This is a genomic window from Citrobacter sp. BIDMC107, from assembly GCF_001037575.1.
Taxonomy (GTDB): domain Bacteria; phylum Pseudomonadota; class Gammaproteobacteria; order Enterobacterales; family Enterobacteriaceae; genus Citrobacter; species Citrobacter freundii.
Window position 1 is genome coordinate 49,657 of sequence record NZ_KQ089851.1, and the last position, 13,283, is coordinate 62,939.

The following is a 13,283-nucleotide window of genomic DNA, read 5'->3' on the forward strand; positions in this document are numbered from 1 at the left end:
ATTTAAAAGACTAATAGCCCAGCCATCTCAATACATCCTGCGCGTTGTACTCTTCCTTCTCACCCAACTCGGAAAAAAACACGTTGATGTCGCTGGCCTCAACGCCATGTTTAGCAAGCTCCTGGAGAGCCCTTTGTTTTGTAATAGTAAGATCTTCAGCTGAATCAAAATACGTCATCAGTACCTCCTGATGAAGGCGATAACTGAAGCAGGCTTACTCTTCCTGCCCAGGTTTTATCTGCGTGAATGTTAATATTTTGTGAATTAAACCATTACGTTACCCTGTTAAATCACACAGAAGAATGACTATGATGCCGCTTCAAACTCTCCCTTGAGCCGAGCCGAAACGGCAGTCTCAATACGGCTCCGAAGCAAACTGGCCACGGCCGCAAATACGTCGACGATGACCGAATTCCCGAACTGGCGATAGGCCTGCGTATCAGAGACTGGAATGCGAAAAGTAACTTTTCCCGGTTGCTCGAACCCCATAAGGCGGGCACATTCTCGCGGGGTTAAACGGCGTGGGCGCCTTGCCAAATTGACAGGATCATTAAAGTGCTTTTCGCCTATGCTAAAATCCCATCCCCGGTCTAATAAAATTTCAGATCCATCCCGATAATAGCGTGCGCTGAGTGTTCTGCAAACCACTGTTTCTATTGATGAATCTACCAAACCATAGCCAAATCCATTGCCTTTTGCCTGGTGCTTTTTAGCGTAGTTATAAAGGTATTCCCAGAGCTTTGGAGAAAGGATGTAACGGCTATCGACCTCAGCGTCCAGCAGCTCCCTAAGGGTTGGCCGTCGTGAAGGATAAAGAGCGGATACACCACTTAGCGAAAAGCCATCATTGAGTTTCAGATCACGGCGGAAACCGACCAGCACGATACGTTCCCGGTGCTGAGGTCTGAAGTTCTTACCGTCAATTATTTTGGGGTCCTTTGCTCCGTGAGCATCGGAGTCGGCAACATCGTAGCCGAGCTCATCAAGCGCATTCATGATGATGCGGAACGTATTGCCTTTATCGTGACTCTTCAGATTTTTTACGTTCTCCAGAACGAAAATGGCAGGCTGTTTGGCTCGGATGATCCGGGCAACATCAAAAAAAAGGGTCCCCTGGGTGTCGCATTCAAAGCCGTGCTTTCGGCCAAGGGAGTTCTTTTTGCTGACACCGGCAATACTGAACGGCTGGCATGGGAAACCTGCGAGCAAAACATCATGGTCTGGGATGGATGCATCGATAGAAGCATAGGCCTGGTCATCCGAAACATCGGGAAGATTACTGAGTGTAATGTCCCGGATATCTGAGTTGAAATGGTGCTCAGTCTCGTCACAGTACCAGTTTGCACTGTAAGTCCGTCGGGAGAACTGATTCCACTCACTGGTGAACACACATTTTCCGCCGATGGCGTCAAAACCACTCCGGAGGCCACCGATCCCAGCAAACAAGTCAATAAATCGGAAAAACTTCTGGTCATAGTCCGCTGGCCGAGAGGGGAGCAACGTTCGAAGATAACGATATCCTTCCTGGGTGATTTGGCATTCATTAACTGCACCTTTAATCTGGCGAATAAGCGTTCCCCTCGACCATTCGCTGCCGGTTGCAGCATTAAGTTGCTCAGCCAAATCCTTCACGTCGTAGATGCTTGCAACCTGCACCAGTAATTTATGGATAGAGGAAGGTGTCTCATCATTAAGCAATGCTGTTATTGCAGGCTCAGTTCTATCGTTGTACATCCTTACTCCGTGAAATGTGATTAATTTAGGTTCTCAGACTACCACGCGGTGAAAATTCAATTTTTTGTTAAAGGCCTTTATTTTCATCTCCTGTATTAAAATTTTTATCCACTCAAATTGCCTCCGTTAACAGAAAATCGCCGAGTTTCTAATTGGTACAATAAGCGCGTCAAATCACACGACTTATTTGTTACTACGAACCATCTAATTCAGGGAGAACGTATGACTCTTTTGAAAAAGTTACTTTTGCCGACATTAATCGTCCTTTTCCCGGTGGCAACTCTTGCTACCCAATCATCATTTGAAGCGAAAGTGGTAAAAATTATCGACGGGGACACAATCACCGCGCTCGATGGTCAGAATACAAACATCAAAATCCGCTTGTACGGTATTGATGCCCCCGAAAGTAAGCAGGCCTTTGGACAAAAGGCTAAACAAGCGTTGAGCTCCGCGATTGCTGCACAGAATATTACGGTAATAGACCACGGACCTGATATTTACGGCAGGATGCTGGGAACCATTTGGCTTGATGGTTATGACATAAACGCCTCAATGGTAGACAGTGGCTATGCATGGGTATACCGGTTTGACGGTAATGCCATCGTCCCAAACTATCTGAAATTCGAAGCTTCAGCGCAGAAAGCAGTTAAAGGCCTCTGGGTAGATCCGAATCCCGTTGCCCCCTGGGAGTGGCGCCAGCAAAACCAGAAACCTCAAAAGACGAAAAGCAGGGGGTGACCGCGATGACAAGACAACATCCTTTATTGAAAATTGCGCTTAATAACGATGGACATCTTTCGTGGCCAATTTTACCCGGACAAACTCAGCGCTGCCCAACGTGTCTGCGAGACGTTATTCCGGGTCCGGATGGGGATTTAGTACATCAAGTGGAGGAGGGCGTTAACCCCTGCACGCCATCTGTAGATGTTGTCATTTCAAAGTCGATCATTGAACTCCTCAGCGCAGGTGAGCGCCTATATGTTAACCCAGTTAAGAACGCGAATAGAACACTGGCCCCATCGTTTATCTTTCTGCACAAAGACCAGCAACTTCGACCATTTATAAATACGGACTATCAACCAGCAGGGGCCACCTGGAGAAGTGATAAAGGGAACAGACTTGGTCTTTTCTATATGGATGAGCGAGCGTCTAAAATTAATAAGGACCAGTTCGATTTTATTGCTGTAATAGACCCATCTACTTTTCAAGCAGAATTTGAGACCTTATGGTCCATGGGCGAATTTGATAACCCCCTTACCGCGTTACAGCACTCACTGGTTTCAGAGAATATGTCATCTGTCTGGGTGAAATGGCCTGTTAAAAACCTGCAATCGAGGAAAGAATCGGTGAAGTCCGATTACTGGTATGACTATTATACACCTCACTACCCAGAGGAGCAGGCAGCTTGCACGGCAACCGTGATTGGAATAGACGGAAATGTATCCGGGGAAACTATTTACATGCTCCAGATCGCCCTAGACCGGTCGACAGTTGAGTACCAGCTTGTAAAATCGCTAGGGAAGGTGCGAACAAGTTCCTGATATGAGATCATCATATTCATCCGGAGCGCATCCCAGAGGGACATCATGAGCCATCAACTCACCTTCGCCGATAGTGAATTCAGCACTAAGCGCCGTCAGACCCGAAAAGAGATTTTCCTCTCCCGCATGGAGCAGATTCTGCCATGGCAGAATATGACCGCTGTCATCGAGCCGTTTTATCCCAAGGCGGGCAATGGCCGACGGCCCTATCCGCTGGAGACCATGCTGCGTATTCACTGCATGCAGCATTGGTACAACCTGAGCGACGGTGCCATGGAAGATGCCCTGTACGAAATCGCCTCCATGCGCCTGTTTGCCCGATTATCCCTGGATAGCGCCCTGCCGGATCGCACCACCATCATGAATTTCCGCCACCTGCTCGAGCAGCATCAACTGGCCCGTCAATTGTTCAAGACCATCAATCGCTGGCTGGCCGAAGCAGGCGTCATGATGACCCAAGGCACTTTGGTGGATGCCACCATCATTGAGGCACCCAGCTCTACCAGGAACAAAGAGCAGCAACGCGATCCGGAGATGCATCAGACCAAGAAAGGCAATCAGTGGCACTTTGGCATGAAGGCCCACATTGGTGTCGATGCCAAAAGTGGCCTGACCCACAGCCTGGTCACCACCGCGGCCAACGAGCATGACCTCAATCAGCTGGGTAATCTGCTTCATGGAGAGGAGCAATTTGTCTCAGCCGATGCCGGCTACCAAGGAGCGCCACAGCGCGAGGAGCTGGCCGAGGTGGATGTGGACTGGCTGATCGCCGAGCGTCCCGGCAAGGTAAAAACCTTGAAGCAGCATCCGCGCAAGAACAAAACGGCCATCAACATCGAATACATGAAAGCCAGCATCCGTGCCAGGGTGGAGCACCCGTTTCGCATCATCAAGCGGCAGTTCGGCTTCGTGAAAGCCAGATACAAGGGGCTGCTGAAAAACGATAACCAACTGGCGATGTTATTCACCCTGGCCAACCTGTTTCGGGTGGACCAAATGATACGTCAGTGGGAGAGATCTCAGTAAAAACCGGAAATAACGCCAGAAATGGTGGAAAAAATAGCCTAAATAGGCTGATTCGATGTGTTTGCGGGAAAAAAATCGGCCCAGATCCGCGAAATTTTAATCAGCGAGTCAGCTTGGGAAGAAATGACCTGCTTATTCGCACCTTCCATAGCAATAAGTATTATTGCCCTGGTACTCATTGTGCTTTATTGCTTGATGGGATTCGTATCGTCAGCCATTGCTGAACGCAGGACGGCCAAGCAAATTGAAGCGTACCTTCCTGATGATGCAGAAGGCCTTCTGAGCGATTTAACTCTGCCGGTTAGTGCCACTGGCACCACGCAGATTGATCACGTCCTTATCGCCTCTCATGGGCTCTACGTCATCGAGCAGAAGAACTATGCTGGAAAGCTCTATGGGAAGCTGGATGAAAGCCACTGGCGAAAATGGAAATCGTCAGGGACACTAAAGTTACAAAACCCGTTCAGGCAAAACTACGGTCACATCAAGGCCATTCAGTCTACATTACGCGCCAGCGAACTGGAGTGTATCAATGTTGTCATCATTAACGGGCCCTGCAAGTTTGAAGGTGAGAAGCCAGACTGGCTTTGCATGGGTATGGGTGATTTTGTTCGGAAAGTCACTGAGCGGCGCCAGTTAACTGTATTCAAGCCTGAGGCAGTAAGTTATATCCGTGGGGAGCTGAAGTTAAAGAGAAAGCCTCCTGGCCTTTATACTGATCTGGACCATATCCACAACGTTACCACCAGATACAAAACAACTATGCGATTGGAGCAGCGTATTACCTATAACCTTTTGCGCTTTCTTCGGAATCTACCGGGTAAAATATTCGGTTCGACAAAGTAAAAAAAAGCCCTGCTAATTTATGCGGGGCTTTTTTATGGATTCAACACCGGAATATTTTGCCATGCTTCCTGCATAATTTGCATGACCTCCCCAATGGGTAGCGACGGCCATAAGACTGTGTCAGTCATGATTACGCCAACCGGCTCACATTCAATGGGAACCAGAATTAAAATCACACGAGTCCCTTTAACCTGATACGCAAGATTAACTACCGCCTGTCTGTAGGTTGCCAGAACACCAGAACCGTACTCCGCTGGTTTGCTGGCCCAGTTCCGTACCAGAGCATAAGCCTGCGGCATATAACGATTATCCAGAACGCCCTGTGGCCGACGAAAAGGCACAATATCATCGGAGCGGTAGATAGTAGTGGTGGTTACGTTGGCCGTTGTCATTATTAAACTCCTCCCGTCCAACCCTATTAAATCTGAATGAATAGGGTTCAACTAACAGTTCCTAGTCGTGAAAACTGGCTAGTGTAGCTAGAATTTTTGTTCCATTTGTTGAGCTTCAAAATCTCTCGTTGCCTTCAATAATGAAGCGCCACTGTAGTACTCCGGTTCAGTAATATCATCCTCTTTATTCAACCATTGCGAGGCTGATTCATTGCCTGTCTTAACTGTACTCACATCGCTGCCTTGGTATTTGGGCAACATTACGGCATCCACTTCTTGATAAACGCCATTGCGTTTCACCAGGATTTTAACCGCTTTCGCTTTGCTGCGTTTTTCGCGCACTTTATTAACCAGATACAGCACGACAATCCAGCCTACCAGTACGTAAAGAAAAGTATTCATAATGCCCTCCTTTGTATGTGTCCATTATACCAGGTTCCGTCCCAGCCCAAATAGGTTCGGTGCATGAAAAATAGACTTTCCCGCTTGAATCTGCAAATCACCTCCGGCGTGCCTTTGCTGCCCCGAGAGATATTTTCTTTCCGGATGCGTCTGACAGATTCAGAAAAGGTACTTTTCTGCACGACGGATTTAATTTAGATTCTCTGACTTCACGCCCCACCAGCCAGAGCCCACGGCCGCAACCTTTACGAAAAAAACCGTCAAAATTACCAATGTCGATAGCTCCCCACCAGCGGACGCCTGCGAACAGCATCAATCACCACCACCCCCACATCCGCCACCAGCGTCACCACCACCCCCACATCCACCATCACCGCCTGAGGTATCGGGGGTAAAGAAGGAACCATTTCCGTCGGCAATCCCCCCTCTCTTACTATCCTGCGTATACCGACGCCCTTCGGTCTGGGAATGGCAAAGTGCCTTTTTATTACGGGCTCTCAAAAATAGACAGCAGAAAAGACATACAACCACATAGAGGGTTAAAACAATATGGAGAATCATAAGCACCAGTGAAATCCTGTGAGTCATCGTTAATTGTCTGAGTATTTATATCAAAGTCCCTCGCGCTTAATTTTTGCTAGCACGTCCCTTTTCTCTCGATCGCGAATTAAGATGGCTCAGTTCAGTTACAGACGACACACCGCAGGCATCCGCCAGGCATATCTACACGCAGGTCGGGAGGTCACGACGATTTCTTTCCGGATGCAAGATACCTTTTCAGTTCCCCGGCGCCATCTCGGCACCGGGCGAAACCATCTGCATGCGGGTCAGACTTATACCACCAGCTGTGGGCCCCGGGCAGACCCAGACTCCCTTCCCCGTTTGCCAGCACTGACAGCTGAGTCCATAAAAAGAAACCCGGAGTTACCGGGTTCTTGTGCTGATCAGCTGGCCTTCAGTCCGTGGCTTTGCAGGTGGCTATTGAGCGCATCATAGGCATCGGGTTCATAATTCCAGTTACGCCAGATCAGCTGGCGATCGTGGTCGCGATGATTACGGATGGCAATCTGGAAATGGCCTGCTGGCTGGAGGTTTTCGATAAAGACGTTCTGGTAACCGGCGGCAACGGCGCGGGCTTGAGCCAGTGATAACGGTGATTCGTTGCTGAAAAATCCGCTCATGGGCATTTCCTTCATAATGGCCAGGCCTGAGCCTGGCACTGGGTGTCAGGCCACAAGGCGTTTCGCGAGTTTAACGAAGTGATCTTGGTTGTTGTAGAGCGGCATCTGATAGGCCCGGTCTGAAATAAACATCCGGATCTGGTCAAACGTCATGCCGCAGTTAAAGCCGGTTTCGCTGACATTAGCCCGGGGAAAATCGGCGCAAAATTCGTTTAACACCTTCTCATGGACAATGCCGATATTAAGGAGTCCGGCAGGTCCGTTATCACGGAAAGACACCACCCGGAATGCACCGTACCAGCCCGACTGGCAGAAGAAGGTAAACGCCTGGTTCGCAAGTCCGTTAAACAGCTCGTAACGCAGGCTGGCACTTAGCGATTGACTGTCCAAGCAGTACACACGGTTGATGAAGACGCCTGGGTCGATATTTGCAGGGGTCTGCCCGTAAGCAATACACGGCATAGGCATTTCCGCAGTGTCTTTGTTATCACCAATTACTTTATATTGGGTGGCGATGATATCCGCCAGCATTGATCCACCAAGTGTGTTAATTGCTGCGATGTCGTTAATCTGAATATTAAGATTTTTCATATTTCACCTCGTCGTTTTTTATTATTATTCCACAATCGGTTTCGTGGCTAATAACCTGAAGTGAAATATTTAATAAATAATTCAGTACGACAGACACAAGCCGGTTGACCGTTCAAAAATGTCCTGTAAATGAATACCACAGACATCCAGATTAAAGCGGACAAGCTCTGCTTCATTATTTGAAGTAGAAAATAAATAAAAATCAAATCCACCTGTATTATCATCTTTGAAAATTCTGAAGGAATTATTATCAACAGCGTCGGCCAGTTCAACGTGAACGCCATAGCGCACTTCACCGTCGTCAAACTGTGCAATTCGGCGCACAGATTTAAGACGGACAAATTTCGCCAGCTCCAGTTCGGGCGCCTGGGAAAACGTCAGTGCCTCGAAGATGAGATCAGCCGTTTCATGTTGCTTCCTGCGGTCGAACTCAAACAAACCGCCACCGTTGTTGCGATAGACCGGCTGAAGCGCATTGACCAGGTTGAACGACTGCCGGTTCCTGTCATATCTGTACATTTAAAGGTACTCCAGACCTGCCAGCATCCACCAGCAGGACATAATGTGATTAGTGCCAGTCGGCGATCAGTTCTTCGCACTGCAAAAAGGATAAGCACTGCTGTGCCAACACGGGCAGTACGGCAATGTTGGGTAGGCGGTTGTAACACCAGGCGTTAAACAGCATCTGCCACGGACCGGCGTAGTAACCGGCCATTTTCTTTTTTTGCTTCGGAGTACGGCACGCTGAAATAGCCTGCTGATAGAGACTTTCATTTTCGGCACCTGAGCGTTGTTGCAGTGCCTTGTAAATAAAGGAATAGAGAGAGTCGGAACAATTAGATGCGTAAGCCAGACTGGTTTTCATAATACCTCCTGTTTTTTGGTATTATATAAAATTCGACCTGCTAGCTAATAACCTACACTGAATATATTTTTAAATTCCCATAAATATTAAATATGGACGAATGTGGATTTAAGCGTTGTAAATTATTAAAACCATATCTTATTCTACCATTATGTATTCCCTACAATACGCTTGCTAATTCGTAATTTTGCAGTTATTTGAATATCACCATCCTAAAAGCTGGTAGCCACCTATTTTCCCTCGGATGTAAGTTCACAATAACTCTGTTTATTGCCTGTTCAGTGGCGGTTAAGATTTATAAATGGGTGTGCCATTCGTCAAATCGGTATCCATGGGGTTTGCAGGTACTTATTAAAACGGATCATTCACCTTTTACGTTTACTGCAAACGAGCGTAAGAATTCAGTTGCAGCTCTGCGTCCGCCTGCTGTTGCAGCACGTCCATCACCCGGCTGAGCATGGTCAGCGCCTGGGAGGGGGAGCCGCCAAAAGTCACTTTAATTTCGTTGGTGGTGTGGTGCTGCTCCAGATCGAGAATATTCACTTCCACGTCTTCGCCCTTCTCATCCTTCGCCGTACACTGAATGCTGACCCGGGTCACAGGGTCCTTAACTGTCTGCAATGGTGCCTTCGTGCTGACGTTGATCGCGATATTCTTCATTACCCTGTTTCTCCTTGACCTGTGGTGGTAACCGACCCTACCGGGTGGAGGGTCGGTCAGAAAATCATGCCTGGCCCTGTTGCTGCTTTTCGGCATGCTTACGCAGGTACTGCGTGAGATTGCCGTGGGCTTCACAGATGGCATTCATCTCATCATTGGTCAGCACTAAGGTGTACGTATCGTCGCTGAGGTTCTTAGCGGCACGTTGTTCTGCTTCTTCCGCAATACGCGAAAAAAGCGGGATTGCCGTGTCCGCAATCGTCGTCACGGTCTTTTTGTTGAGTACGCTGGAGACCGATACAGTTTTAGGCTCTGGCGTTTTGATCGGATCTTTCGCCTTCGGCTCCGGGGTGTTTTCCGGAGTTGGCTCCGGGTTGGTCCCAACATTCCCGTCCACCAGCTGCGGCGGGGTGGTCTCATCCGTAGTACCTTCGACGGATGTTTGTTCCGTCACGGTGGTTTCAGGGGTGTTTGCGTTCGTTTCCTGCACGACCGGCGCTTTCGGCTGCATGGCTGCATCAATGTTGCCAGCTTTGACGAATTTAAGGGTTTTGGCCGTCGCCTTGCCATAGACGTCGATGGCTTTGGTGATATTATTCACGGCCTTATCGCCGCTGTAGAGATATTCATCCAGCGCGACATACATGCTCACTTCCCCTGTCACCAGCATAACCTGGAGGGCTTCAGGCAGGTCCAGGACGCGAACCATCTGACGCAGGTGCTGTTCTGTTTTACCGCGACGCTTGGCCAGTTCTGCGAACGTTTTAGGTTCTTCAGCATCTTCGACCATCCGTTTGATGGAGAGCGCCTCAGCCACGACAGACAGAGCCAGATTAGAGTTACCGTCCAGCGTAAACTGTTCGGCACTGGCGCGGCTACCGCGAAACTCCTCGCAGCGAATTAACGAAATCAGTTCACGCCCTTCCTCTGCCAGCTCGATGTTTGCCATAGCGGCGGCGCGGATACGACATGCCCCCTGACGCAGAACAGGACGACCATTCAGAACCTGCACGACGATAGCTGGTACGCTTAAAGGCTCAGACTTATAGGACTCTTTAAGACTGTTCAGGTGGGCTACCACGTGGGGTAAGGAGTAGTAGCTTTCTCCCATGCCAGCGGTACGGGTGTTAAAACCTTCTTCCTCTTCGACCACTGCCGGGTTGATGACCAGACCATTGCTTTTGCGTGCGCCGTTACCGGAACGCTCCAGGTAAGTGCGCAGGCTGATATCGTTGTTAGCGGTTTTTACATCATTTTCGATAGTGGACATTGTGGCCTTCCTTTTAAATTTTCGTTTAGGGTGGTTGTTCGCTACAACACAACAATACCAGGTTCGATTCATTTCCTAATAACCTGAGGCGAAAAAAAAAGTAACTTTTTTTCCCGGGGTAATAGTACGTGATCCGTCCGTTTTAATTTTTCGCTAAGGAGGCCAAATTTAACTTTAGTGTGAAATCGGGTACCAAAAAGCCGGAATTTATCGAAAAAGTTACTTTTCCGTCTGCAAGAACCCACAATAATGCAGAACCGTCAGCATGAAAGGTGTTACATGCGCTGAAGGGAAGATGAGTAAGAGGGGAACTGCGGCGTCACAAGGCATCTAAAGTTACTTTTCCAAAATATGGAATGGCAATCTATCTATCGCTATAAAAGAATAACCGGGATCACTGTCGAACATCTCAACGCGGGGCAGGTAGAATGAGGGAATTAAAATCGGGCCAGGCTAAATCTGCCCGGCCATCGGGAAAGGATACGGCGGCATGGGTCTTACACGAGATAATGCGAATGTATGGTCTTTTCCGGTTGCGACTGTTGGGTTTCTTTCTCACCTGTGGCTAACCGTCGGTATTCGGCGTCACAAAACATCCGTAAGTTGGTAAAGACTTTCTCCATAAACTCAGCGTGAGCAAACGACTCACCCGGGGATTGTGTACGTTCTTTCATACATTCCTTTTTAATCATGTCGACACCTTCGGCACAGGTTGCAGCGGGTACGTCAGCGGGTCACCGGCTGGCGCTGATAATTCGTGAATCCGGAATAGTATTCTACCCTGTTCGCATGCCACATCTGGTCGATAAGCGGGGAATTTCAATCCTATATTGAACCCAGCGACCACCGCAGGGAGAAGGGGCACATTCTCCCCCGCTCTTCTTCCGTCTGCGGGAGGTCACACTCGGCGCGGTGTCCCCGGGCAGAATCATGCTGTGACGGCTGGCGTCCATATCAAGATGTCAGCTCCTGGATTAAACCGCCTCCATCTTCTGTAAATGCAGGGGCTAATGACTGTGTGCAACTGAATTTACCGCAGCATCCGTCCTGTATAAAAAATCCTCAAAACGTTGTTTTCTATTGTATTGACAATAGAAGTTCAGAAGATCATAGTAATCCCATGGCGCGGCATCCGCACCAACGCCCCGGCGTTTCCGGGCATAAGGTAAGCATCATGACCCACGATATCGACACCCTCATTCGTCTGTCCCAGCATAAGTCCCACATCGTCGCTGTACGCCGCCTGCAACTGGCCTTTGAGCTAGAGCTGCGCGACGCAAAAATCAACTCACGTGACGTCGCTGATGCGCTGGCTACCTTGAATGCGGCTATCAGTCTGGAAGAAGAGCTGAACGGCTCTGCGTATGACGATCTGCATTTTGACCTGACCGATGGCGCGAAAGTCGACGCAGCCGAACTGGCAGCGTACCGGGCACAGAAACCGGTGGCTTCCTGCATCGTGGCCGATGGCAGCATTGTGCCAGACGGTTTCGGTGATTACTGCGAGCCGCTGGCAGATGGGGCGCATGACTTGTTTGTCCGTCCGGTCTCGGCATAAGGAGCGATCCATGAGCAAAGAGACTCTGTCACTGGCAACCCGTTACGCAGGCAACTCCTCTGTGATTTCGGAAATGCAGACAGCGCTGGACGTAATGCCGCTGGTGACGGAAGCCGTTCAGAGCGTGTGCGAACGGGTTGAATGTGAGCCCACTGAATTTCTGGACGCGATGGCGCTTGTAAAACGTTTCCTGCTGGCAAAACAAGATGAACTCCGTGCGGAAAGCGTTTCAATCCGCAAGCAGCTGGGTGAGATGGGGGAATAATGATGATTAAGGCTACTATCAGCAACGATGCGCTTCGCACCCGTATTCAGGCGCTGCGTAAAACCAGTGCAAACACCCTTGTCAGCACGACGAAATTCGACGCTGATGCGCTGGAGGAGCTCCTGCGCCTGCGTACCGCAGTGAAGCTGAGACGAGTACGCGTGGTCCAGAGTGGCACCTGCGACTGCGAGGAGCCCTGTGAATGCATGCCCGGGCTGTATGTAACCGTCGACTCCGGCGTGGGTCACGGCCAGGCGGTCTGGACTTACCGGGACGACGGAAAATCCGGTCTGGCGTACTGGTGCGAATTTATGGGACTCGCTCCATTCTGGGCCGAAGACCAGATGCATGCCGCCGAACTGCTTCGCGAGAAGCTGGCCTGGCTGGGTGAACATGTCGAGGTGGTCCCGTGGTAATGAAGCTGTATTGCCCCGAGTGCCTGGCGTACCTTGAAGGGGGGGATGGAACGCTACAGGACTGTCACTGCGGCTGGAAACAGCCGGTCAGCTCTTCCACTGAAGAGGGCGATGATCATGACGCTGACTAACGCCCAAATTTATACTCTGCGTCGGCTGAATACCGGAACCCGCTACCTGATGCAGGGCAACGGAAAGAAAGGGATGGAGCAGCGTCCAGATTGCCTCAGTACGCTGGGATATTTTCCGGTTAATGCCCCCAGTCTGCCACCCCTCTTCCGGCTGGGCCTGATTGAGTTCACTCTGAAAAGTGGGTTAGAACAGAGCTGTTTCTATCGCGTACGGCTGACCGGGCGTGGGCAGGAGTTAGCCACAACGGCGGTGATCTCGGTGGGCTGACTCAGCCCGCTGCTGCACTGCTCATTACAACTTTAACAGTCTGATTTAAAAAATAAATACAGCTATCAGGTGGAAAAAGCACCCGTTGTTTTGTATTGACAAAACAACTCTGATTCTGTATATTTAATCACACAGCG

At 49.5% G+C, this 13,283-nt stretch carries 21 protein-coding genes; 9 read left to right on the forward strand and 12 right to left on the reverse strand.

The genetic code is table 11. The features are described from left to right. Positions 1-10: 10 nt before the first annotated feature. Together SK39_RS27300 and SK39_RS24160 are read right to left on the reverse strand one after the other, a co-directional pair. Entirely contained in the window at positions 11-178 is a 168-nt protein-coding gene (locus SK39_RS27300; RefSeq protein WP_016246550.1) for a hypothetical protein, read from the reverse strand. Positions 179-306: 128 nt separating this feature from the next. Then, positions 307-1,734: a DNA cytosine methyltransferase gene (locus SK39_RS24160; protein WP_015062959.1), complete on the reverse strand. Its 1,428-nt coding sequence runs from the start codon at positions 1,732-1,734 to the stop codon at positions 307-309. Between the two features lie 222 nt (positions 1,735-1,956). Between SK39_RS24160 and SK39_RS24165 the strand changes: the two genes are divergently transcribed. The 5 genes from SK39_RS24165 to SK39_RS24180 are packed head-to-tail and all read left to right on the forward strand — an operon-like array spanning position 1,957 to position 5,147. Then, the gene (locus SK39_RS24165) at positions 1,957-2,472 is read left to right on the forward strand and encodes a thermonuclease family protein (protein ID WP_015062960.1); all 516 of its coding nucleotides are present in this window, start codon (positions 1,957-1,959) and stop codon (positions 2,470-2,472) included. A gap of 5 nt (positions 2,473-2,477) precedes the next feature. Beyond that, complete coding sequence (locus SK39_RS27305) at positions 2,478-3,275, forward strand: hypothetical protein (RefSeq protein WP_231593834.1); 798 nt, start codon at positions 2,478-2,480, stop codon at positions 3,273-3,275. 45 nt (positions 3,276-3,320) lie between these two features. Continuing rightward, the gene (locus SK39_RS24175) at positions 3,321-4,301 is read left to right on the forward strand and encodes an IS5-like element ISKpn26 family transposase (RefSeq protein ID WP_032637327.1); all 981 of its coding nucleotides are present in this window, start codon (positions 3,321-3,323) and stop codon (positions 4,299-4,301) included. Next, a complete protein-coding gene (locus tag SK39_RS27935) occupies positions 4,283-4,525 on the forward strand; it encodes a hypothetical protein (RefSeq protein WP_476578687.1) in 243 nt (80 codons plus the stop codon). Before SK39_RS24175 ends, SK39_RS27935 begins: the two co-directional genes overlap by 19 nt. After that, positions 4,425-5,147 carry a nuclease-related domain-containing protein gene (locus SK39_RS24180; RefSeq protein ID WP_048217596.1) on the forward strand — a complete coding sequence of 241 codons (723 nt, stop codon included), beginning with the start codon at positions 4,425-4,427 and terminating at the stop codon, positions 5,145-5,147. The genes SK39_RS27935 and SK39_RS24180 overlap by 101 nt, the downstream gene beginning before the upstream one ends. Positions 5,148-5,179: 32 nt before the next feature. On the opposite strand, the gene SK39_RS24185 is transcribed toward SK39_RS24180, so the two are convergent. The 10 genes from SK39_RS24185 to SK39_RS24225 all read right to left on the reverse strand — a co-directional run bounded on the left by SK39_RS24185 (position 5,180) and on the right by SK39_RS24225 (position 11,182). Next, entirely contained in the window at positions 5,180-5,539 is a 360-nt protein-coding gene (locus SK39_RS24185; protein ID WP_015063010.1) for a hypothetical protein, read from the reverse strand. Between the two features lie 87 nt (positions 5,540-5,626). Continuing rightward, positions 5,627-5,941, reverse strand: coding sequence for a hypothetical protein (locus SK39_RS24190; RefSeq protein WP_015063011.1), 315 nt, complete (start codon positions 5,939-5,941; stop codon positions 5,627-5,629). A 266-nt stretch (positions 5,942-6,207) separates the two neighbouring features. Then, on the reverse strand, positions 6,208-6,348 hold the full coding sequence (locus SK39_RS27310) for a hypothetical protein (protein WP_154591402.1): 141 nt from the start codon (positions 6,346-6,348) through the stop codon (positions 6,208-6,210). Between the two features lie 537 nt (positions 6,349-6,885). Further along, positions 6,886-7,122, reverse strand: coding sequence for a DUF905 family protein (locus SK39_RS24195; RefSeq protein ID WP_032610472.1), 237 nt, complete (start codon positions 7,120-7,122; stop codon positions 6,886-6,888). A 45-nt stretch (positions 7,123-7,167) separates the two neighbouring features. Further along, positions 7,168-7,713 (reverse strand): hypothetical protein, encoded by a 546-nt coding sequence (locus SK39_RS24200; RefSeq protein WP_032610473.1) that lies wholly within the window; start codon positions 7,711-7,713, stop codon positions 7,168-7,170. Positions 7,714-7,794: 81 nt separating this feature from the next. Beyond that, complete coding sequence (locus SK39_RS24205; RefSeq protein WP_015063013.1) at positions 7,795-8,232, reverse strand: hypothetical protein; 438 nt, start codon at positions 8,230-8,232, stop codon at positions 7,795-7,797. Between the two features lie 49 nt (positions 8,233-8,281). Further along, positions 8,282-8,578, reverse strand: coding sequence for a hypothetical protein (locus SK39_RS24210; RefSeq protein ID WP_040113314.1), 297 nt, complete (start codon positions 8,576-8,578; stop codon positions 8,282-8,284). A 378-nt stretch (positions 8,579-8,956) separates the two neighbouring features. Then, positions 8,957-9,238, reverse strand: coding sequence for a hypothetical protein (locus tag SK39_RS24215; protein WP_032610475.1), 282 nt, complete (start codon positions 9,236-9,238; stop codon positions 8,957-8,959). A gap of 64 nt (positions 9,239-9,302) precedes the next feature. After that, positions 9,303-10,508, reverse strand: coding sequence for a DNA-binding protein (locus SK39_RS24220; RefSeq protein WP_032610476.1), 1,206 nt, complete (start codon positions 10,506-10,508; stop codon positions 9,303-9,305). Between the two features lie 497 nt (positions 10,509-11,005). Further along, a complete protein-coding gene (locus SK39_RS24225; RefSeq protein ID WP_155034045.1) occupies positions 11,006-11,182 on the reverse strand; it encodes a hypothetical protein in 177 nt (58 codons plus the stop codon). A gap of 500 nt (positions 11,183-11,682) precedes the next feature. On the opposite strand from SK39_RS24225, the gene SK39_RS25155 reads away from it, so the two are divergent. The 4 genes from SK39_RS25155 (at position 11,683) to SK39_RS24245 (ending at position 13,146) form a co-directional block, all read left to right on the forward strand. Beyond that, on the forward strand, positions 11,683-12,066 hold the full coding sequence (locus SK39_RS25155) for a hypothetical protein (RefSeq protein ID WP_050596975.1): 384 nt from the start codon (positions 11,683-11,685) through the stop codon (positions 12,064-12,066). Between the two features lie 10 nt (positions 12,067-12,076). After that, positions 12,077-12,331, forward strand: a complete 255-nt coding sequence (locus SK39_RS24235) for a hypothetical protein (protein WP_032610479.1) — start codon at positions 12,077-12,079, stop codon at positions 12,329-12,331. Further along, the gene (locus SK39_RS24240) at positions 12,331-12,747 is read left to right on the forward strand and encodes a hypothetical protein (RefSeq protein ID WP_040113313.1); all 417 of its coding nucleotides are present in this window, start codon (positions 12,331-12,333) and stop codon (positions 12,745-12,747) included. The genes SK39_RS24235 and SK39_RS24240 overlap by 1 nt, the downstream gene beginning before the upstream one ends. Positions 12,748-12,864: 117 nt before the next feature. Further along, positions 12,865-13,146, forward strand: a complete 282-nt coding sequence (locus SK39_RS24245) for a hypothetical protein (RefSeq protein ID WP_032610524.1) — start codon at positions 12,865-12,867, stop codon at positions 13,144-13,146. Positions 13,147-13,283: the final 137 nt, after the last annotated feature.